This is a genomic window from Verminephrobacter aporrectodeae subsp. tuberculatae (assembly GCF_026127385.1).
GTDB lineage: Bacteria > Pseudomonadota > Gammaproteobacteria > Burkholderiales > Burkholderiaceae_C > Acidovorax > Acidovorax aporrectodeae.
Genome location: NZ_QZCX01000002.1, coordinates 566088 through 585208 on the forward strand (window position 1 = coordinate 566088; position 19121 = coordinate 585208).

Sequence of the window (19121 nt, forward strand, 5' to 3'; positions counted from 1 at the left end):
CGACCATGGAATTTCAGCAAGCCAGCCTCAGTCCCAGCCCCCGTCACCGTCTGTGGGGCGCACGTTTCAAGTCAGAACCAGCGGCCGCATTGAGGGCGTTGTCGCGCTCGGAACCCGGTGCCTTTCGATTGGTGCCCTATGACCTCGCGGGGTCGCGCGCGCATGCGCGTGAATTGCTGCGCGCAGGCATCCTGAACGGCGGCGAGTTGCACGAGCTCCTGACCGGCATGGACGTGCTGGAGCAAGACTACCGGGCCGGCGCGGTGGAGCCCTCGGAGGCCGACGAGGACGTTCATACCTTCCTCGAACGCGTGCTCACCGAGCGGCTCGGCTCCGTTGGCGGCAAGCTGCGCGCGGGCCGCTCGCGCAACGACCAGGCGGCGAACGACCTGAAGCTCTATTTGCGCGACCAGGCCCGCAGCATCGCCGCCGCGGTGCATGCGCTGCAAGGCGCGCTGATGGCGCAGGCCGCGCAGCACATCGGCACGCTGGCGCCCGGGCTCACGCACTTGCAGCCGGCGCAGCCCATCGTGTTCGCGCACCACCTGATGGCGCATGCGCAGGCGATCGGCCGCAATATCGACCGGTTCATCGACTGGGATCGGCGCAGCGCGCGTTCGCCGCTGGGCGCTGCGGCCCTGGCGGGGTCGGCGATCTGCCGCAGCCCCGAACTGTCGGCCGCCGAACTCGGCTACGACGCGCCGTGCGAGAACTCGATCGACGCGGTCGCGGCCCGGGACCATGTGTGCGAGTTCCTCTTCGTCACCAGCATGCTTGCCGTCGAGCTGTCACGGCTCTCGGAAGACGTGGTGCTGTGGGCGTCGCGGCAGTTCCAGTGGGTGGACCTGGACGACGGCCACTGCACCGGCAGTTCGATCATGCCGCAGAAGAAAAACCCCGACATCGCGGAGCTCAGCCGCGGCAAGGCGGGCCGCCTGATCGGCCGCCTGGTGGGCCTGCTGTCGGCGCTCAAGTCCCTGCCGCTGGCCTACAACCGCGACCTGGCCGAAGACAAGAGCGCGGCCTTCGACAGCGTGGACACACTGCAACTGGTGCTGCCGGCGATGACCGGAATGATCCGGACGATGCGCGTGAACGTCGAGCAGCTGCGGCGCCAGGCGCCGCTGGGCTTCACGCTCGCGACCGAGGTGGCGGACTGGCTGGCGCTCACGGGCGTTCCCTTCAGCCAGGCGCATGAGGTGACCGGCGCACTGGTGCGGGCCTGCGAGGCCCGGGGGATCGAATTGGGCGCCGTGTCCGAGGCCCTGCTGGCGCAGGTCGATGCGCGCCTGACGCCCGCCGTGTTGCAGCGCCTGACGCCGGAGGCTGCGGTCGCCGCGCGCACGGGGCGTGGCGGCACTGCGCCGCAGCGGGTGGCCGAGCAGATCGCGCGCGCCAAGGCCAATTTGGCGCAGCAGCACCAATGGATCCACGGCGCCTACGCCGGCCCGCGATGCTAGCCGCCGGCAGCGGCCGGACCGTGGAGGCAGGGACACCCACGGACATCTCCCATTTGCAGCATGTGCCGCGGCGCTACTGGGGCCGCTACGTCGCGAGCGCGCTGATTCTTGCGGTGCTGCTGCTCGTCGTGAACGCGTTCGCGCGCGGCCAGATCGAATGGCAGTACGTGGGGCGCTTTCTCACGGCCAAAGCCATCCTGGTCGGCCTGCGCAATACCGTCGTCATGAGCGTGCTGGCGATGGCGCTGGGCGTGGTGCTGGGCGTGGTCACGGCGGTGATGCGGGTGTCGAGCAACCCGGTGCTCAGCACGGTCGCGCGCGCCTACGTCTGGCTGTTTCGCGGAACGCCGGTGATCTTGCAACTGCTGCTGTGGTTCAACCTCGCGCTGGTGTTTCCGAGCATCGGCATCCCGGGCGTGTGGGAGCTGCGCACCGTGGACGTGATGAGCCCCTTTCTTGCCGCGCTGCTGGGCCTGGGAATCAACCAGGGGGCCTACACCTCGGAGGTGGTGCGCGCCGGGCTGTTGTCGGTTGACGTTGGCCAGTACGAGGCCGCCAAGTCGATCGGCATGCCGCGCATGCTGGCGCTGCGCCGCGTGATCCTGCCGCAGGCCATGCGCGTCATCGTTCCGCCCATCGGCAACGAGTTCGTCGGCATGATCAAGCTCACCTCGCTGGCCAGCGTGATCCAGTACGCCGAGATCCTGCACAACGCGCAGAACATCTACTACGCCAACGCACGCGTGATCGAGCTGCTGATCGTCGCCGGCATCTGGTACATCGTGGTGGTCACCGTGTTCGCGTTGCTGCAGTCGCGCGTCGAGTCCCATTTCGCGCGCGGCGCCGGCCGCCGCGCCGCACGGCAATGAGCGCGCACGACAAGGCCCCCATCGTGCGCGCCGTCGCCGTCGGCAAGCGCTTCGGCGCGTTCCAGGCGCTCCAGGGCATCACGGTCGATATCCCGGTCGGCGAGGTGCTGTGCGTGATCGGCCCTTCGGGCTCGGGCAAGAGCACGTTCCTGCGCTGCATCAACCAGCTCGAAACCGTGACCGAGGGCGCGCTGTGGGTGGGCGGCGAACTGGTCGGTTATCGGCGCGTGGGCAACCGGCTGCACGCGCTCTCGGATTCCGAAATCGCGCGCCAGCGCCTGAAGACCGGCATGGTGTTCCAGCACTTCAACCTGTTTCCGCACATGACGGTGCTGGAGAACCTGATCGAAGGCCCGCTGCGCGTGCAGCGCCGCGCGCGCGAGCAGGTCATTGCCGAGGCGCAGGCGCTGCTGGCGCGCGTCGGCCTGGCGCACAAGAGCGCTGCGTTTGCGATCGAGTTGTCCGGCGGGCAGCAGCAGCGCGTGGCGATTGCGCGCGCGCTGGCGATGCGGCCGCAGCTGATGCTGTTCGACGAGCCCACCTCGGCGCTCGATCCGGAACTCGTCGGCGAGGTGCTCTCGGTCATGCGCGACCTGGCCAGTTCGGGAATGACGATGCTCGTCGTCACCCACGAACTGGGCTTTGCACGCGAAGTGGCGAGCCGCGTGATGTTCATGGACCATGGCCAGATCGTCGAGATCGGAACGCCCGACCAGGTCCTGCTCGAACCCCGACACCCCCGCACGCGCGAATTCATCGCGGCCGTGCGCAAATGATCCCTTTTTTTGACCCCGGAGTACGCATATGACACGCACCCTGTTCATCGGCATCGTCACCCTGGCCATGGCGCTCGGCCTGCCCACGGCCCAGGCACAAACCACGCGCGCCAAGGGCGCGCCCATCCGGGCGGCCGTGGTGTCGAACTATCCACCGCTGGAATACAAGGACCCGGCCAGCGGCAAGTTGGTCGGCTTCGACATCGACCTGGGCGAAGCGCTTGCGGCGCGCCTGGGCACGACGATCCGCTGGGAGGAAACCAGCTTCGACCAGATGACGAGCTCGCTGGCCACCGGGCGCGTGGACATCATCCTCTCCGGAATGACGGACCTTGCGACGCGCCGCGAAGTGCTGCGCTTCATCGACTACCTGAAGAGCGGCCCGCAGTTCTACGTGCTCAGCAGCCGTGCCGCCGAGTTCGCCAGCCCCCAGGCGCTGTGCGGCAGGAAGATCGGGACCAGCCGCCGCACGTCGTTTCCGGCCGAGGTCGCCGCGTGGAGCGCCGAGCACTGCGAGAAAGCCGGCAAGTCCGCCATCACCGTCATCGGCACCGACGGATCAGCCGACGCGCGCGCGCAGCTGCGCCAGGGCCGCATCGACGCTGCGGTGCAGGGCGGCGAAACGCTGCACTACATCTTCGGACTGGAGCCGAACACCTACACCTTGGTGGGCAAGCCCTTTGCCACCCAGTACGTCGGGCTGGCGACCGGCCGCAAGGACGAGGCGTTCAGCAACGAACTCGCAGCGGCCATGCGCCAGCTGATTGCCGACGGCTCGTACGCGAAGATCGCCGCCAAATGGGGACTCACCGATTACGCGGTGACCAAACTGATCATCGACAGCGTGGACTGATCGCGGACGGGGACTGGCCCCGCGCGGGGCGTCCCGCGCGGAGTGCGCGCAGCGGTTTACTCCTTGATGTGCGCGCTGTGCACGATCTTGCGGTTGCGTTCGTACTCGATCTGCACGAAGCGGCCAAAGGCCGCCGGCGTGCCGCTGCCCGGTAGGGCCCCCTGCTCGATCAGCTTGGCGCGCACGGCGTCCTCCTGCAGGACGGCGTTGAGCTCCCGGTTCAGGCGATCCACCACGGCCGGCGGCGTCTGCGCGGGCGCGAAGATGCCGGTCCAGCTGAGCATTTCGTAGCCCCCGAGGCCGGGCATCTCGGCGAAGGTGGGCACCTGCGGAAGCGCTTGCAGGCGCTGGCTGCCGGTCAGTCCGAGCGCCAGCAGGCGCTTGCCGTTCACGTGCGGGATGGCGCTGGTGCTGACGAGCATCGCGAGATCGATCTGTTCGCCCATCAGGTCGGTGACGATCTGCGCACCGCCGCGGTAGGGCACGTGCGTGACGAAGACGCCGCTGCGTTGCTTGAGCAATTCCATCGCCAGTTGCAGCACGGTGCCCACGCCCGAAGTGGCGTAGTTGTACTGGCCCGGTCTGGCCTTGGCCTGTTGTACGAAGTCCGCGTAGCTGCGCACACCCAGTCCCGGGCGCGCGACCAGCACCATGGGCGCGGTGTTCAGCAGCCCGACGGGCGCCAGGTCCTTCAGCGGATCAAAGCGAAAGGCCGAGGGGTTGACCAGCCGGCCGATGGTGATCGCGCTGTCGGGGCCGACCACCAGCGTGTAGCCATCGGGCGCAGCGTTCACCGCCTTGGCCACGCCGATGGCACCGCCGGCGCCGCTCAGGTTCTCGATCACGACCGACTGCCCGAGTCGCTCGCCAAGCCGTGTGGCGATCAGCCGCGCGTTCACGTCCACGCTGCCGCCTGCGGTGTAGGGAACGATGAGCGCAATGGGCCTGGCGCCGGGCCAGTCCGATTGCGCCGGGGCGGTGGCGGGCAGGGCCGCGCCAACGGCTGCGGCCAAGAGAAGCCGGCGGCGGGTAGGGGGAATGGTATGGGTCATGGTATGGGTCATGCGGGGATTATCTGCGGGGGTTCGGCCGCCAATCCTGCGCGCAGCAGGTCGAAGCTCTGGTCCCATTCGGCGCGCCACTGGCGGCGCTGCGTGTCGTCGATCCAGGCCCCTTGCAGGCCGTTGTGCATGAAGCCACGCAGATCGTCGATGCTGAAACCGAAGTCGCGCACCATCATCAGCCAGGCCTGCGTGGGCGTGACCTGGTGCAATGTCGGGTCGTCGGTGTTCGGGTGGATGCGCAGGCCCAGCCCCGGCATGCGGCGGATCGGGTGGTCGCGCGCCCAGCGCTCGGGAGGCAGCGTGCGCAGGTAGTAGGAATTCGTCGGCACCACGGTAAAGACCACGCCGCGCTCGGCGCATGCGCGCGCGAAATCGGGCTGGTCCACCACGGTATAGCCATGGTCGATGCGGTCCACGCGCAGCAGATCCAGCGCGCTGCGCACGTGGGTCCAGGGCATGCCGAACTCGCCCGCATGCGCGGTGGTCCGGAGCCCCGCCTTGCGCGCGTCGGCGTAAGCCTGCGCGAAGAGCTCGGGCGGGCGATCCACCTCGCGGTAGTCGATGCCTATGCCCACCACCTCGTCGCAGCGCCGGGCCGTGACCCACTGGACCATTTGCACCGCCGCGTCGGGGCTGGCCTCGCGGTCGATGGCGGCGATCAGGCGCCCGGCGATGCCGAATTCCCGCTGCGCGTCATGGATGGCGCGCACGATCGCGTCCTGCGCCAGCGCGTAGGCCATGCCGCTGCCGCGCAGCGTTCCGGTCGGGTTCCAGAAGAACTCGGCGTGGCGCACCTGGTGGGCCGCTGCGTCTTGCAGGTACTCGAAGGTGATCTGGTGCAGATCGTCGGCGCAGCGCAGCAGCCGGGTTTCGAGCGCACGCAGCACGCGCAGCACGCCGACCGGCTTCTCGCCGCGCGTGTAAAAACCGTCGATCGCAGCGTCGGTCAGCGGCGCGCCGGCGCGCCGGTTGAGCCCGCGGAAAGTGTCGTGGCGCACGCTGCCGAGCAGGTGGCAATGCAGTTCGACCTTGGGCAGCGCGCGCAGCATGGCCTCGAGCGATGCAGGGGCGGGATGGTTGATGGGGGCCGTCATGGTTCCGGTGCTTGTCCTTCCGATGGGCAGGATACCCGGCCCCCGGTGTCGGACAAGCCGATATCATCGCCGGCCCCCCTTCTTGAAAAATGACGACCCATGAAATACTCCCCGGCCTACCCCGGCGGCAGGGGCATGAACCATGATCAGCCTCACACTCCGGAGCGTCCAGGCCGTCCACGCGGGCCTGCGCGGCCTGGGGGTGGACTGGCTCAGTCCAGCGGAGCAAGGGCGCTTGTCGGCCATGACGGCAACGCGCCGCCGCGCCCAGTTCATCGCCGGCCACTGGCTGGCGCGCCACTGCCTGGCGGCCCGGGCGGGAGGGCATTGGCGGGATTACGCCCTGTCCGCACCGGACGACGCCGCGCCACACATCCTGGCCATGCCCGAACGCATGGCCTGCGGGGACTGGTATTTTTCCCTGAGCCATAGCGGGGACTGGCTGGCCTGTGCGGTCGCGCGGCACCCCGTGGGCGTGGACGTGGAATGCAGCCACCGCAGGCGCAATTTTCAAGCCCTGAATGAATGGATCCATGAACCCTCGGCCCGGCCCGCGGAGAGCACGCCGCAGGAGCAGCAGGCCCGGTTCTACGCGCAGTGGACGCTGAAGGAAGCCTGGATCAAGCAGGTCCCGCCGTCCATGCCCCGCCCCCGGATGAAGTCGATCCGCTTCGCAGCATGCGACGCGGCCAACAGCGTCGCCGTGGTGGGCCAGAACCCGGCGCTGACCCTGGCGGTCTACCCGGCCACGCCGGCCAGCTTGCAGTGCGAGGAGGCAGGCCTGCCGCCGCTCGAATGGACCTGCTGGAACCACGCTGCGGACCCGCTCCCATAAAGGGCCGTGTTTCCAGAGGCGACACCGCCGCTGCGGGGCAGGGGCACCGGACGCTCGAAGGACTCGAGCACCGCGATCATCCCGGTGAGCGCGTCACGCCCGTTGGCAGTGGCCTCTTCCACGCTCTCGCCATCGGAAATGCATCCGGAAAAATCCGGGTAGGAAATCAGGAACCCGCCCCCTTCGTCGAGGTTCCTCATATATCAATCCCCTTTTGTAATTACTCAGCCCCCCCGAGCCGGGGGCTGAGTAGTTACCCGCGCGATTGACGATTGATTTTGGCAAGAAACTTCTCTTGAAAGTCAGATCCGTCGATGCGCACGGCGAAGCTCAAGGGGAGGTCCATATTCATCTGGCCTGCGGACATGACGAACTCTTGCACAGGCCCATACAGCTGGCGGTATTCCTCGACAGTTTTGAAAATCTGCTCGTGAACCTGCTTGGCTAACTCCACTCTGTGCGCCTTCAACGCCACGAGTTTGTCCGGCAAGGAATTGATCGACGCGATTTTTGCCTTGAACCACTCGATCGACTGAGGTTTGTCTTTGCTTCCGATCAATTCCTCCTTGGCACGCTCCCACTTGGTAACCTGCTCTTTAAATTTGAGGAACAAGCGTTGTTTCTCACCAAGTTTGCTCTTGATTTCGGCGATGCCTGCTTCAGCTACTTCACGCCGCTTATTCAGTCCCGCCGGTTCTTGGCTGGTAATGGTCGCGTCAATGGCCGAGATGGAGTCCTTCGTCGCCTTGCCGAGTTCGTAAATTTGCTTCGTGTCGATTTTCAAATCCACAAGGTCGGATACCTTTATGTCATCATCGATTTCTTTCAACATCATGTCCAGTTCGGCGACGAATTTCTCATGGGTTCTTTTGTAATTTTCAGTAGCTTGCCAAATTTGAAGCAGGACGGCTCGTCGCTTGGCTTGCGCCGTCTTCTTGTCACGAAGCTGTTGCTCTTCATGGAACAGATTTCTGAGATTGTTCTCCAGGGTTTGAATCTTCATCGTCGCGGCTTCGGACTCTTCTTTGGCAACGTCCAAGGCGGTGGGGTCCTCTACCTGCACGGGCCTTGACGCTGCGATGGCCGCCAACTCGGCGACCTTGGCATTTTGCTGCTCTTGCAGAGACTGCTTGAACTCGGGGGTGAGTTGCTGCTCTGTCTGCAAAATCTCGGTGTTGGTTTTCGAGATTTCTTTGAGCAGCTGCTCGCGTGCTCTCCCGATTTCAGTGACCTTGAATTTGAGTAATTCATCCATCGAGTTGTAGCCAAGGCGATCATCTTGCGGGACATGTGTGTAGATAATTTTGCGCAGTTCGGAGTCAAAGGTCGATGAACCGTTCTCGCCAAGCTCGTTGCAGAGCGTTTCCAGATAGCTTTGCGGCAGGTACTTGACCCGCTCGACGCTGGTTTCGGACGGGTCTTGATCGAGTTGCCGCTTGGATTCGGTGCCATCATGCCAACCGAGTACGCCGACGAATCGGGAGGCGAACTTGTGTGGTGGGCTGCGAAAGCGCCGGTCATTCAAAAACGAGAAGTGCTTGAAGTTCTTGGTATCTCCGGCCAGCGCTATGATGTCAGCCATGGCACTCTTTCCGCTGCCCTTATTGCCAATGATCGCAACCAAGTCGTGGCTCAGCGGCAGTTCGACATTGAACCAAGTGCCGGGCGATGTGGGACTGGGCTTGATGCAAATCTTCGACACGTATTTGGTGCGGTTGCCATTGACCAATTCCCGCTTGGGCGGCGCGTCGCCGACAAACACCCGGTCCTCGAATTCGGTGAGCGCCTGCCGCAGGCCCTCAAAGCATTTCGTTATACATAAGTCCCCTGAGCCTGAAGCTCGCGACAGAACCTGATGCCAGCGGCAAAGTCAAGAATGCGCTGCATTCCCAGCCAGATGGTCTTGACTCCGGGCTCACCATCGCGCTTTCGCGCAAGAAAGCCCCCCAGTCTGGCAATCAGCCGCACTACCTCGTTGAGCGTGGGCGGCTCCTTGGGCAACTCTTGCTTGTTCAGGATGTATGCCGCTTTCCATTCGTCGGGCTCGAACATCAGTTGCGCATCCAGTTGCGGGCAGCTACGCCCCAGTCGCATCAGCCGGGCAATGCGCCAGGCCACCACCATGTACAGCACCACCGCGCGTTCTATCTTGCTGACACTGCCCAACTGCAAGGCTTCAATCCGGCAACCGTTCTTGAGCACATGAAAGAACATTTCGATCTCCCAGCGCGCCCGGTACCAGTCGATCATCCGCGCGGCTTGCTCCAGGGTCTCCACGGGCAAGTTCGTCAGCAATCTCCACTCGATGGGCTTTTCGCCATTCGCCAGCGGCTCCTCCCGGGCAACGATGCATGTGGCCTGCACAAACCCGCCGTGGCCATCGGGCAACTCCAGCGCTTGCGCCCACACTTGCTGTACCACTTCACGAGGGCGCGACCCCTGGCGCGAGGCAAGGGTGAAACGAATCTCTCCCTGCGAATCACCCGCCGTCACCCGGCTCCACAGTTTGTCGTCTTCTCCGAGAACTCGGTTGTGTTTGCTGCGCAGCAACCAGTCCACTGGCTCGCCCAAGTCACGTGCTCGCACCATCAGGGCCATGATGTCAGCCTCGCGGTCGGCCACGTAGACCAGTCGTGTATTGGGCAACTGCGGGGCCATCTCGGCCAGTCGTTCGTAGCCCTCTATCCAGCGCAGGCTTTCGCTGACGCCAGGACGGCTACCATCGCTCTGGCGCGGCTGTCGTGCCCACATCCACGCATCGAGCACACCCAGCGGCTCGCGCGAGGTGGAGATGGCGTACGTGGGGTGCAGGTACATGCCGCGCTGGGCCTCGTAGCTCAGTGGCCCCAACCCCTTGGCCTCTTGCCCATTGAAGTTCAGTTCGGTGGTGTCCTGGATGCACAAAACATGCTCGTGCGCCGCCATGCGGGCCACCGAGTTTTCGATGTGCGGCGCCAGGATGTCTTCCCACTGGACCTCCTCATTGCCAAAGAAGCGGTAGGCTCCGATGGTGTCGGCCCAATCGCCGCAGGCTTGGGGGATACTGGCCGTGGGCTTGGCGCTCAAGCTCTCGATCAGGTGGATCGCACGCTGTTTGCGTCTGGGGTCCCCCAGGTTCATGCTCTTGAATTCCTTGACTGCCCAGATCATTGTGTACTTTCGCTATGAAATAGGTAGCATAGCTCATGCGAGGGGGCTTGTGTATAACGAGATGGGCCAAGGAGCACAACAGCGAACAGCAGGCGAGTGTCGAACTGCAGGCTTGGTTGAGTTGGGCGTTCAGATGCCGGCTGGAGCCGTTCAAGAAGCTGGCCAGAAGCCTCAAGGAACGCTTTGCTGCGGTGGTGCGCGGCATGTTGGGGCATCGCAGCAATGCCTACGTGGAGGCCATGAACGGACTCTTGCAGCAGGCCAAGCGCGCAGCCCGTGGATTCCGCACGAGCGACAACTTCATCACCATCGCCTACCTGCGCATGTCCAAACTCAAGCATCTGCCTGCCAGCCCGTTGGGGTCACATGAGGTTGTTGTGTTCCACACGAAACGACGAAGGGCCCGCTTGCAGCCCCAGCGCATTGGTGAACAGCGCTTCCATTTCAACACTCATCAGACACTCCCATGCTCAACATCAACTTGGTGGACCTGTGGACAAGCCCAAGGCGACCTGTCCTCCAGCATCCACTATCAGCGGCTATTGTGCATGTTGGTTTCCATACGAAACGACGAGGATCCCATGCTTGGCATGCGCTGTTCCGCAGAGGAATTTTCTGCCATATCGCGAGTTACCTTATCGCGAGCTATGGAGCACCAATGGCTTCTATTTTCGTACCCAGTAGATCCCCACTTGGCCCGGTGGTCTTGACCGCAAACCAATACGGTGGTGGCCCTTGTCGCCTCGGCAGACGAAACTCCACGCAAACAGCGAATCCCATCATTGCTGGCACATTGTGGGTCTACGCCATTGGAACTGAGGGAAACCCATTCCTGTCCTTCCAGTTGCAGCATTCTTTTGAATTGCGCATTGATTTTAATGACTCGGTCAATCAGGTCATTTCCGGGAAAATCAGCAACCAAAATTCCTACGTATTGGGGATTGCTCTTTGTCAGCCATGTCGCCGTCAGTTCATTTAGGCCAGAAAAGAAGATCGAACATATCCATCCGGGCCCCCACGTGCATGAACCACGCGGAAAATCAGGCCATTTGTCCCAATTAATTCCCGTCGCGGTTTCGGTTGCCCCAGTCAGGAGATGACTGGCGCTTGTATTGGCATACGTGCGACCGCCGGCAACAAAATATGGAAACGACCCTACGGAGCCACTCAGATAGCCGATATTTAGATCCGAAGACGGTGTTTGAGAATTCGTGGTCACCAGATACTTTTTTACATCTTCCCATTTATCGTAAAGAGACCAGTTTGAATCCAGCTTGTAAGAATCATGAATTCTGGCCTGACGATACGGCAGACCGTACTTGAATGTCCCTGTTGGTCCGATAATTTCTTTTTCAGCCAAAGACCCATTGGTAGAAATTGCTGAGACATTACCAAACGGGAAATCGGAAAGAATTATAATTTTTCCTCTGACAGAGCGTAGTGTTGGGTTTGACTCCCCTTCACTATTATTCCAAAATAAGCTTTCGCCATATTTTTTAATATATCCGTGCAAGGTTTCTCCGAAATATCGAGTGTTTCCGGATGCATAATTGATGGATGCATTTCTGTCGCCATCATCCTCGTTTCTGAACCGAGTCATGATGAATTCTTCTGGATGTTTGCTCAGAAATTCTTTGAGTTTCGACAATACGCCATCCATATCGGCGCCCAAATCGCTGACGCCATGATGCAGCTGAAACTTGTTATTTCGGTGCTTCACGCGTATATCAAAAAATCTGACACCTGCTTTCATCTGTTCCGTGAGCGGCATTGTTTGCGTGCGCACAACATCTTGAAGAACCGAGCCTGAAAACGCACTCATTACACACAATAGCAAAGAAGCTCCGACAGTAACGGGGGCCAATGCTGCGCCCCTCGCACACCCTGCAGGCGGGCCGACAATGGTCGAAGTAAAGGCTATGGAACCCCCAGTAATTGCAGCAGAATCATGTGTTCCAACCAACGAAAGGCGATTGATGCGAGTGTTTCCATCAAGGGCCTTCATGAAAGAGGAATTATCTGCGGAAGCCGTGATGTTCGTAGAAAACGCACCGGTATGTTGCCAAGCATCTGCCTGATAGCTTGCATGCACCTTTGATCCAGAAATGACGAGCCCAGCCGCCATCGCCAAAAGGAATTTGTTATTTCTCTGATTCATGATGATTAAGATGGTTTGTTGAAAGTATTTGACGAACCGTTTTTTAATGACGAATGGTAGTGGTTTTTTGAGGTAACTTAGTTTTGAATATCATGCATATTCCCGAATCACCGTCACCTGAAGGTCCTCCTTGTTCTTCTTGGTGGCTGCTGCGTGGCACATCGGATGACGACGCGAACGCGTACCAGACACCCCGGCCAGCCCATTTCGCTATACACAAGTTCCCTGAGCCTGAAGCTCGCGACAGAACCTGACGTACGGATGCTTGCCTGCGTTTGCCGCGGCGCCAAGTCGTAGGCATCCTTGCTCTGCTCGAGCACGCTTTCGAGTGATCTTAGGGCATGTAGGCATAGCCGGCCTGTAGCAGCAGCAAAGTGGTTAGCACCTGGCTCAGGCCATTTCGTTATACACAAGTCCGCTTTCAATCGATGTCGCTGGCAGTGAAGTGTCGTAAGTGTTTGATTTGTATAGGGTCGATATGAACCACTCACACGGTGGTCAGCACCTGTAAGTTGTTGATTTATATAGGTTTTATGACTTATGTATAACGGAATTCCCTCAAAGGTGGCGTCGGCCTTGATCCAGGTGAAGCAATTGCCAATACGGTCCTTGTGTTCAGAGTCGCTCAGGGCATGGGCGTCAGAGCAATCGAGCAAAGTGTTTGTGACGTTGGACTCGGTGAGCTTCCTCTTGGCAGTGTGGTAGGCAGCAGGATTGGCCGAGGCGGTGAACACCAAGTGGGCCTTGTTGATGATGTTGCTTTTTTCAGCGATTGACTGACCGGTCCACTTGAGGTTGTCCCATTCCGTCTTGCCGACGGCAATCAGATATTTTCCGGACAGGGAGTGCCTGTCGAGGGCTTCAAGGATCTTGTCCAAGCTCACGCACAGGTTGTTGAAGCCCTCTTCGAGGGGTGGAGCATAGTCGGCCTTTTTTTCGAGCGGCGCCTTGTCAATGATCATTTGACCGAGTTCAGTCAAACTGTCTCGGGTGATGACCCCTTTCCACCTGCCTTTGAAATCCGTGATGTCTGGAATCAAGTTGTAGCAGGGGGCCAACGAGCCGAGGAATTGCTGCTGAATCAGTTTTGGGTCCAATTCGTCAAAGATGATGTGGAGGTTGATGCGATTCCAGTCGGACTGTGAATGGGTTCCGTCCCTGTCCTTTTTGACCACTCCGGCGAATTTGTCCAGACGCAGTTCGATCACTGGCAAAATGAGGTCGATGTTTGTGAGCCGACCTTGCTTCAACTTGGCCTGGCGAACCCGCTCATAGCCGTCGATGAAGATGTAGTCGTTGATTCCAATGACTTTGAATTCAGACGGCAGGGCTTCGAGGTCGCACAGGAACTTCTCCCATGCCTCGTCGGGCGTGCCCGGATAGTTGTGAATGATCGATGACGGTGTGTGAACATGCAAATCCCACTTTTTCCAAGTCGATCCGGCTGGATCAGCATTGGTCATTGAAATTCTTTCATTCGTGGCCATGTTTTTACCCAGTGCGGGTGTCTTGCCTTCAAGGCGGATGGATCATCATAGCGACGAGCCGGTGATATCCACCTCGCTTCCTGATGCATATGCGACTTTTCCATCATCCCTGAGTTGGGGGAATCCTGAGATGTCCACCTTGTTCGATCTTCCCCAGAGCGAGCGCGAGCGACCTGCTGCGCTCTTGGAGATTTCACTGGAAAGCTTTGGTGCGCTGACATCGAGACGCAGTTCGGCATCAAGACGCATTCGAGCGCACAGGATATTCAGTCGGTGGCTGTTTAAATGAGGCGACAACTATCTTGACACGCGCCGCTGCTCAGGCGTCCATTGCCTGCAATGCGCGGATGGGCGGCTGCGGGAGCTTGCGGGCCTGCGCAAGATCGTAGTTCGCCTGCATGGCGAGCCACGCGCGGGCGGTGCTGACGCCAGCCATTTCGAGGCGCAGGGCCAGGGTGGGGCTGATCGCGGCGTGGGCGTTGAGCACGCGCGACAGGGCGACGCGGGACATGCCCAGCCGGTCGGCGGCTTCCTGGACGGACAAGCCCAACGCGGAGATCACGTCCTCGCGCAGCATTTCGCCGGGGTGCGGGGGGTTGTGCATCATGGCTCTTGTGCGGGGGGATCTGGCAGGCCGTTCAGGCTTGCGGCCCCCGCCGTCCCAACCCTTCCGCGATAAAGGCCAGCACCAAGGTGTTGAGAGAAACGCCCTCGGACTTTGCGCGGGTCGTCAGATGCGCATGCGTGGTTTTGGGCACACGGGTAACAAATTTTCCAGAGGCTACCCCGCCACTGGAAGGCAAAGGGACAGGACGCTCGAAAAACTCAAGCGCCTCGATCATCCCTTCCAGCGCCTCACGCCCGTTGGCAATGGCCTCTTCCACGGTCTCGCCATCGGAAATGCATTCGGAAAAATCCGGGTAGGAAATCAGGAACCCGCCCCCTTCTTCGGGCGTCAGCGGGCGAATCTCAAAGGGATATTCGTCGAGGTTCCTCATATATCAATCTCCTTTTACGAAGGCCAAGAACTTTTTCACATAGATCGGCTTGATCGGGCGCTGCGCCGGGACCGAGAGCGTCTTGCCATCCGTGCGTACGAAGCAGCAGTGGCTCGTACCCTCCTGACGCCAGGCAATGCCGTGTTGCCGCGCCACGGTTTGGAACTGCCCGATGCGCCAATCGAGCGGGTTGCGACGCATGGATTCGATCAGTTTGGCGGCCGTGTTCATGGGACGCATAGTATCGCCTGCAACATCACCCGTGAGCAAGCCCCTGGCTTTCGTTTTTGCGTTTTCGCCCTGCTGGTGCTGGCAAAAAAGCCGGAGCTCAACAAGGTCGCGACCGCACGATCCACCTCGAAGACCGCCAAGCATCAATCGATGCGCGCCAGAAAGTCCACCCCGTCGGGCCGCCCGGCCAGGTTCAGCGTTGCCAGCGGCGCGGGGCTGGAGGCGATTCTTTTGCCGCGCCGGTATACGGCCAGGCGCGCCGCGCGCAGGCGCATGGCCTCTGCCGGGCTGCGCGCGTGCAGCAGCACGAAGTCGGCGTGGCAGCCGGGCGCCAGGCCATAGTCTTGCAGGCCCAGCAGCCGGGCGGGGTTTTGCGTCACGGCGTCGAAGCATGCGCGCATGGCGGCCTGGCTGGTCATCTGGCCCACGTGCAGGCCCATGTGCGCGGCTTCGAGCATGTCCGCGCTACCGCCGGCGTACCAGGGGTCGAGCGCGCAGTCGTGGCCAAAGGCGACCGTCAGGCCCGCGGCCATGAGTTCGGGAACGCGCGTCATTCCGCGGCGCTTGGGGTAGCCGTCGTGGCGGCCTTGCAGCGTGATGTTGATGAGCGGATTCGCCACCACGCCGAGCTGCGCCTCGGCCATCAGCGGGATGAGCTTGCTCACGTAGTAGTCGTCCATGCTGTGCATGGAGGTCAGGTGCGATCCCGTCACGCGGCCCTGCAGGCCCAGGCGCCGGGTCTCGAAGGCGAGGGTCTCCACGTGGCGCGACTGCGGGTCGTCGCTCTCGTCGCAGTGCATGTCCACGCGCTTTGCGCGGTCGGCCGCGAGCTCGCACAGGAGCTTCACGCTCTCGCTGCCCTGCGCGCCAGTGCGTTCAAAGTGGGGGATGCCGCCGACCACGTCCACGCCCATGTCCAGCGCGCGCCGCAGGTTTGCAAGGCCGTCGGGTGCGCGCAGCACGCCGTCCTGCGGGAAGGCCACCAGCTGCAAATCCAGATACGGCGCGACGCGCTGTTTTACCTCCAGCAGGGCGTGCACCGGCAGCAGGTCGGGGTGGCTGGTGTCCACGTGCGAGCGGATCGCCAGCAGCCCGCGCGCCACGGCCCAGTCGCAATATTGCAGCGCGCGCTGCACCAGGGCCTCGTGCGTGAGCCGGGGTCTGAGCTCGCCCCACAGCGCGATGCCTTCGAGCAGCGTGCCGCTTTGGTTGACCCGCGGCTGGCCGTAGCTGAGCACCGAATCGAGGTGGAAATGCGCGTCCACGAACGGCGGGCTGAGCAGCATTCCGGCCGCGTCCAGCGTCTCGTGCGCGGGGGCCTGGAGCCCTGCGCTGAGCTCGACGATGCGGCCGTCCTGCACGGCGATGGAGACGTCGGTGCGCCCGTCGGGCAGGGTGGCGTGGGTGACGAGGAGGTCGAGCATGGTCCGTGGCGGGGCAGGGGAGGGGGCGAGGGGCGCGCGCGGCGCAGTCAGCGCTCGCCCCGGCGATAGGGCTGCATCAGCGCCTGCGGATACGCCGCCTTGCGCGCCACCAGCACCAGCGCCAGGATGGACAGCAGGTAGGGCAGCATCAGATACAGCTGGTACGGCAGCCAGGCGTCGCCGGCCTGCTGCAGGCGCAGTTGCAGCGCGTCGAAAAAGGCAAAGAGCAGGGCGCCCAGCAGCGCCTTGCCCGGTCGCCACGAGGCAAACACCACGAGCGCCACGCAGATCCAGCCGCGCCCGTTGACCATATTGAAAAAGAACGCATTGAACGCCGACAGGGTGAGGAACGACCCGGCCACGCCCATCAGCGCCGAACCGGCGACGACGGCCGCGGTGCGCGTGGCCGCCACCGGGATTCCCTGGCCCTCGGCCGCCTGCGGGTTCTCGCCCACCATGCGCAGGGCCAGGCCCAGCGGCGTGCGCATCAGCAGCCAGGCGAGCAGCGGCACCAGCAGCAGCGCGAATAGCGTGAGCGGCGTCTGCGCCGAGAGGATCGGCAGGCCCTGCATGGGCGCAAAGGGCTCGATGGTCGGCGGCGTGCTCACCCGGGGAAAGTGCACGCGGTAGCCGTAGTAGCTCAGCGCCGTGGCGAGCAGCGTGATGCCGAGGCCCGAGACATGCTGCGACAACGCCAGCCCCACGGTCAGCCCGGCGTGCAGCAGCCCGAACACCGCGCCGCTGAGCGCCGCCACGAGCACCCCCGACCACAGGCCATGGCCGGCGTGCACCGTGAGCCAACCGGTAAAGGCGCCCGCCACCATGATGCCTTCTATGCCCAGGTGCAGCACCCCGGCGCGCTCGCACAGCAGCACGCCCAAGGTGCCCAGGATCAGCGGCGTGGCCATGCGCAGCGTGGCGATCCAGAACGCGGGGTTGGCCAGGATGTCGGGCAGATCGGTCATGCGGGTTCAATGAAGGTCATCGGGGAGCATGGCCTGGCGCGGAAGTTGATCCGTGCTGACGAGCCGGACCACGTCGATGAACCTGTCTTCCTGCACGTACCAGAACCACAGCCGGGTCTTGCCGACCCGTTTCCATTGAAGCGGCGGGATACCGAGAAGCTGGCCGATCCGGTGCGAGCCGGTGTCTGGCGCCTCGGCAATGGATTGAAGGCATTGCTGCATCTCATCGACCAGCATGTTCGCCGAGGCTGCGCCTGCCCTTTCCCGGCGGTAGAGCACCTGCACCATCATGTCGTCCATGGCACAGGGACGGCGGTGGACAGGCTTCATGCACTGCGGGTGGGTCGGGAGCGGGCGACGGCGCGCAGTGCGTCCCAATCCGCGGCCGCCATCGGAGCCGCAGCACCGCTGTCGACGCCGGCCTGGTAGAGCGCACGCAGTTGTCCCGTGGCTTCGTCGTCGCGCCGGATCAGCTCCCGAACGTATTCGCTGGCGTTGCCGTAGAGGCCGGATCGAAGGCGCTGGTCAACGATTTCGCGCAGCGCATGGGTCAAGGAAACGTTCATGGTCGGGGTCTTTGGGGGTGGGTGTGGGAGCGGGTGCATGCGCGAATTCTCCGAAATTGGCAAAGCTTGTCAACCAGCCAGAGCCAGTGCGGGCGCTCCGGGGTGTTTCATTGCCGCACCACACGGTACTGCGTGAGCTGCGTGGCCACCAGCACCGCGAGCAGCGCCGTGGCGACGATCACGTCGGCCAGGTAGGTGGGAACGCCCACGGCGCGGCTCATGCTGTCGGCGCCGACCAGAACGCCCGCGACGAAGATTGCCGCAGCGACCACGCCCAGCGGGTGCAGGCCCGCGAGCATGGCGATCACGATTCCGCCGTAGCCGTAGCCGGGCGACATGTCCAGCGTCACATAGCCGGTGCGGCCCGCCACCTCGATGGCGCCCGCCAGCCCCGCCAAACCGCCCGAGAGCAGCGCGACCAGCACCACGGTGCGCGTGACGGGCACTCCGGCAAAGGCCGCAGCGCGCGCATTCGCGCCCACTGCGCGGATGTCGAACCCCGGCAGCGTGCGCCGCAGCAGCGCCCACAGCACGAGCGCCAGCGCCAAGGCCCCCAGCAGCCCCGTATGCAGGCGCGTGCGGGGCACGAGCCGGGCGAGTTCCAGATCGCGGAGCAGCGCCACGCTCTGCGGCCAGCCCATGGCGAGCGGGTCCTTCATGGGCCCGTCGAGCAAGGCCGACACCAGCAGCAAGACGATGAAGTTGAGCAGCAGCGTGGTCACCACCTCGTCCACCCCCAGGCGCGCCCTGAGCAGCGCCGGGCCCAGCAGCAGCAAGGCGCCCGCGCCCGCGGACGCGAGCAGCAGCGCGGGAAAGAGCAGCCCGGGCGGCCAATCCAGCCCCACTCCACCATGCATTCCGCCGACGGCCACGGCGGCCAGCGCGCCGGCGTAGAGCTGCCCCTCGGCACCGATGTTGAACAGCCGCGCGCGAAAGGCCAGCGCCGCCGCGAGCCCCGTCAGGATGAGCGGCGTGGCGCGCGTGAGCGTCTCGGTGAGCGCAAACACCGAACCCAGCGCGCCGTGCAGCAGCAGCGCATAGGTCGGCCCCAGCGGCGCCCCGGCCCAGAGCACCAGCAGGCTGCTGACGAGCAGTGTGAACAGCACGGCGCCCACCGGCGCGGCGATGCAGGCCACGGCGGAGGGATGCTGGCGTTTTTCGAGCCGCATGGAGGAGCCTGCTTTCCGTTAC

21 protein-coding genes and 1 pseudogene are annotated in these 19121 nt (G+C 63.1%); 6 read left to right on the forward strand and 16 right to left on the reverse strand.

Annotated elements, in window-relative coordinates:
• The first annotated feature begins 5 nt into the window (after window positions 1-5).
• From argH to D5041_RS10505, 4 genes are read left to right on the forward strand one after another with little or no spacing between them, the layout of a single operon-like run.
• Complete coding sequence (gene argH, locus D5041_RS10490) at window positions 6-1460, forward strand: argininosuccinate lyase (RefSeq protein WP_265284673.1); 1455 nt, start codon at window positions 6-8, stop codon at window positions 1458-1460.
• Entirely contained in the window at window positions 1454-2329 is an 876-nt protein-coding gene (locus tag D5041_RS10495; protein ID WP_029553967.1) for an amino acid ABC transporter permease, read from the forward strand. The genes argH and D5041_RS10495 overlap by 7 nt, the downstream gene beginning before the upstream one ends.
• Window positions 2326-3105, forward strand: coding sequence for an amino acid ABC transporter ATP-binding protein (locus D5041_RS10500; RefSeq protein ID WP_010099814.1), 780 nt, complete (start codon window positions 2326-2328; stop codon window positions 3103-3105). The genes D5041_RS10495 and D5041_RS10500 overlap by 4 nt, the downstream gene beginning before the upstream one ends.
• Window positions 3106-3133: 28 nt before the next feature.
• Complete coding sequence (locus D5041_RS10505) at window positions 3134-3958, forward strand: ABC transporter substrate-binding protein (protein ID WP_265284674.1); 825 nt, start codon at window positions 3134-3136, stop codon at window positions 3956-3958.
• A gap of 56 nt (window positions 3959-4014) precedes the next feature.
• On the opposite strand, the gene D5041_RS10510 is transcribed toward D5041_RS10505, so the two are convergent.
• Window positions 4015-5010 (reverse strand): Bug family tripartite tricarboxylate transporter substrate binding protein, encoded by a 996-nt coding sequence (locus D5041_RS10510; protein WP_265284675.1) that lies wholly within the window; start codon window positions 5008-5010, stop codon window positions 4015-4017.
• Between the two features lie 8 nt (window positions 5011-5018).
• The gene (add, locus tag D5041_RS10515) at window positions 5019-6116 is read right to left on the reverse strand and encodes an adenosine deaminase (RefSeq protein WP_265284676.1); all 1098 of its coding nucleotides are present in this window, start codon (window positions 6114-6116) and stop codon (window positions 5019-5021) included.
• 142 nt (window positions 6117-6258) lie between these two features.
• Here add and D5041_RS10520 point away from each other — a divergent pair, with 142 nt between their 5' ends.
• On the forward strand, window positions 6259-6951 hold the full coding sequence (locus D5041_RS10520; RefSeq protein ID WP_265284677.1) for a 4'-phosphopantetheinyl transferase family protein: 693 nt from the start codon (window positions 6259-6261) through the stop codon (window positions 6949-6951).
• Here the strand turns inward: D5041_RS10520 and D5041_RS10525 are convergent.
• Genes D5041_RS10525 through D5041_RS10535 form a run of 3 tightly spaced genes read right to left on the reverse strand, consistent with a single transcriptional unit; the run spans window position 6855 to window position 10101 of the window.
• The gene (locus tag D5041_RS10525; protein ID WP_265284678.1) at window positions 6855-7151 is read right to left on the reverse strand and encodes a type II toxin-antitoxin system HicB family antitoxin; all 297 of its coding nucleotides are present in this window, start codon (window positions 7149-7151) and stop codon (window positions 6855-6857) included. The genes D5041_RS10520 and D5041_RS10525 overlap by 97 nt on opposite strands.
• A 53-nt stretch (window positions 7152-7204) precedes the next feature.
• Entirely contained in the window at window positions 7205-8713 is a 1509-nt protein-coding gene (locus D5041_RS10530) for a coiled-coil domain-containing protein (RefSeq protein WP_265284679.1), read from the reverse strand.
• Window positions 8714-8763: 50 nt separating this feature from the next.
• On the reverse strand, window positions 8764-10101 hold the full coding sequence (locus D5041_RS10535; protein ID WP_265283929.1) for an IS4 family transposase: 1338 nt from the start codon (window positions 10099-10101) through the stop codon (window positions 8764-8766).
• Between the two features lie 65 nt (window positions 10102-10166).
• Between D5041_RS10535 and D5041_RS10540 the strand changes: the two are divergent.
• Window positions 10167-10460: pseudogene (locus D5041_RS10540) on the forward strand (transposase); the annotation flags it as partial.
• 173 nt (window positions 10461-10633) lie between these two features.
• Here the strand turns inward: D5041_RS10540 and D5041_RS10545 are convergent.
• From D5041_RS10545 to D5041_RS10595, 11 genes are all read right to left on the reverse strand, one after another.
• Window positions 10634-12259: a phosphatidylinositol-specific phospholipase C domain-containing protein gene (locus D5041_RS10545; protein WP_138928030.1), complete on the reverse strand. Its 1626-nt coding sequence runs from the start codon at window positions 12257-12259 to the stop codon at window positions 10634-10636.
• A gap of 113 nt (window positions 12260-12372) precedes the next feature.
• A complete protein-coding gene (locus D5041_RS10550; protein WP_265284680.1) occupies window positions 12373-13722 on the reverse strand; it encodes a hypothetical protein in 1350 nt (449 codons plus the stop codon).
• Window positions 13723-13791: 69 nt separating this feature from the next.
• On the reverse strand, window positions 13792-13995 hold the full coding sequence (locus tag D5041_RS10555; RefSeq protein WP_138928029.1) for a hypothetical protein: 204 nt from the start codon (window positions 13993-13995) through the stop codon (window positions 13792-13794).
• Window positions 13996-14065: 70 nt separating this feature from the next.
• On the reverse strand, window positions 14066-14350 hold the full coding sequence (locus D5041_RS10560; RefSeq protein ID WP_265257702.1) for a HigA family addiction module antitoxin: 285 nt from the start codon (window positions 14348-14350) through the stop codon (window positions 14066-14068).
• A gap of 34 nt (window positions 14351-14384) precedes the next feature.
• Window positions 14385-14744 (reverse strand): type II toxin-antitoxin system HicB family antitoxin, encoded by a 360-nt coding sequence (locus tag D5041_RS10565; RefSeq protein WP_010110075.1) that lies wholly within the window; start codon window positions 14742-14744, stop codon window positions 14385-14387.
• Between the two features lie 3 nt (window positions 14745-14747).
• Window positions 14748-14975, reverse strand: coding sequence for a hypothetical protein (locus tag D5041_RS10570; protein WP_010110074.1), 228 nt, complete (start codon window positions 14973-14975; stop codon window positions 14748-14750).
• Window positions 14976-15118: 143 nt separating this feature from the next.
• Entirely contained in the window at window positions 15119-16399 is a 1281-nt protein-coding gene (locus D5041_RS10575) for an amidohydrolase family protein (protein ID WP_265257395.1), read from the reverse strand.
• Between the two features lie 47 nt (window positions 16400-16446).
• Window positions 16447-17364 (reverse strand): ABC transporter permease, encoded by a 918-nt coding sequence (locus D5041_RS10580; protein ID WP_010110073.1) that lies wholly within the window; start codon window positions 17362-17364, stop codon window positions 16447-16449.
• A gap of 6 nt (window positions 17365-17370) precedes the next feature.
• The gene (locus tag D5041_RS10585; protein WP_265284681.1) at window positions 17371-17664 is read right to left on the reverse strand and encodes a hypothetical protein; all 294 of its coding nucleotides are present in this window, start codon (window positions 17662-17664) and stop codon (window positions 17371-17373) included.
• 26 nt (window positions 17665-17690) lie between these two features.
• Window positions 17691-17930, reverse strand: a complete 240-nt coding sequence (locus D5041_RS10590) for a type II toxin-antitoxin system ParD family antitoxin (protein WP_265257392.1) — start codon at window positions 17928-17930, stop codon at window positions 17691-17693.
• A 107-nt stretch (window positions 17931-18037) separates the two neighbouring features.
• A complete protein-coding gene (locus tag D5041_RS10595; protein ID WP_010110070.1) occupies window positions 18038-19099 on the reverse strand; it encodes an ABC transporter permease in 1062 nt (353 codons plus the stop codon).
• Window positions 19100-19121 lie beyond the last annotated feature (22 nt).

Coding starts and splice junctions, on each gene's coding strand:
- argH (WP_265284673.1), top strand. CDS start 6: ATGGAATTTCAGCAAGCCAGCCTCAGTCCCAGCCCCCGTCACCGTCTG.
- D5041_RS10495 (WP_029553967.1), top strand. CDS start 1,454: ATGCTAGCCGCCGGCAGCGGCCGGACCGTGGAGGCAGGGACACCCACG.
- D5041_RS10500 (WP_010099814.1), top strand. CDS start 2,326: ATGAGCGCGCACGACAAGGCCCCCATCGTGCGCGCCGTCGCCGTCGGC.
- D5041_RS10505 (WP_265284674.1), top strand. CDS start 3,134: ATGACACGCACCCTGTTCATCGGCATCGTCACCCTGGCCATGGCGCTC.
- D5041_RS10510 (WP_265284675.1), bottom strand. CDS start 5,010: ATGACCCATACCATTCCCCCTACCCGCCGCCGGCTTCTCTTGGCCGCA.
- add (WP_265284676.1), bottom strand. CDS start 6,116: ATGACGGCCCCCATCAACCATCCCGCCCCTGCATCGCTCGAGGCCATG.
- D5041_RS10520 (WP_265284677.1), top strand. CDS start 6,259: ATGATCAGCCTCACACTCCGGAGCGTCCAGGCCGTCCACGCGGGCCTG.
- D5041_RS10525 (WP_265284678.1), bottom strand. CDS start 7,151: ATGAGGAACCTCGACGAAGGGGGCGGGTTCCTGATTTCCTACCCGGAT.
- D5041_RS10535 (WP_265283929.1), bottom strand. CDS start 10,101: ATGATCTGGGCAGTCAAGGAATTCAAGAGCATGAACCTGGGGGACCCC.
- D5041_RS10545 (WP_138928030.1), bottom strand. CDS start 12,259: ATGAATCAGAGAAATAACAAATTCCTTTTGGCGATGGCGGCTGGGCTC.
- D5041_RS10550 (WP_265284680.1), bottom strand. CDS start 13,722: ATGACCAATGCTGATCCAGCCGGATCGACTTGGAAAAAGTGGGATTTG.
- D5041_RS10555 (WP_138928029.1), bottom strand. CDS start 13,995: ATGCGTCTTGATGCCGAACTGCGTCTCGATGTCAGCGCACCAAAGCTT.
- D5041_RS10560 (WP_265257702.1), bottom strand. CDS start 14,350: ATGCACAACCCCCCGCACCCCGGCGAAATGCTGCGCGAGGACGTGATC.
- D5041_RS10565 (WP_010110075.1), bottom strand. CDS start 14,744: ATGAGGAACCTCGACGAATATCCCTTTGAGATTCGCCCGCTGACGCCC.
- D5041_RS10570 (WP_010110074.1), bottom strand. CDS start 14,975: ATGAACACGGCCGCCAAACTGATCGAATCCATGCGTCGCAACCCGCTC.
- D5041_RS10575 (WP_265257395.1), bottom strand. CDS start 16,399: ATGCTCGACCTCCTCGTCACCCACGCCACCCTGCCCGACGGGCGCACC.
- D5041_RS10580 (WP_010110073.1), bottom strand. CDS start 17,364: ATGACCGATCTGCCCGACATCCTGGCCAACCCCGCGTTCTGGATCGCC.
- D5041_RS10585 (WP_265284681.1), bottom strand. CDS start 17,664: ATGGACGACATGATGGTGCAGGTGCTCTACCGCCGGGAAAGGGCAGGC.
- D5041_RS10590 (WP_265257392.1), bottom strand. CDS start 17,930: ATGAACGTTTCCTTGACCCATGCGCTGCGCGAAATCGTTGACCAGCGC.
- D5041_RS10595 (WP_010110070.1), bottom strand. CDS start 19,099: ATGCGGCTCGAAAAACGCCAGCATCCCTCCGCCGTGGCCTGCATCGCC.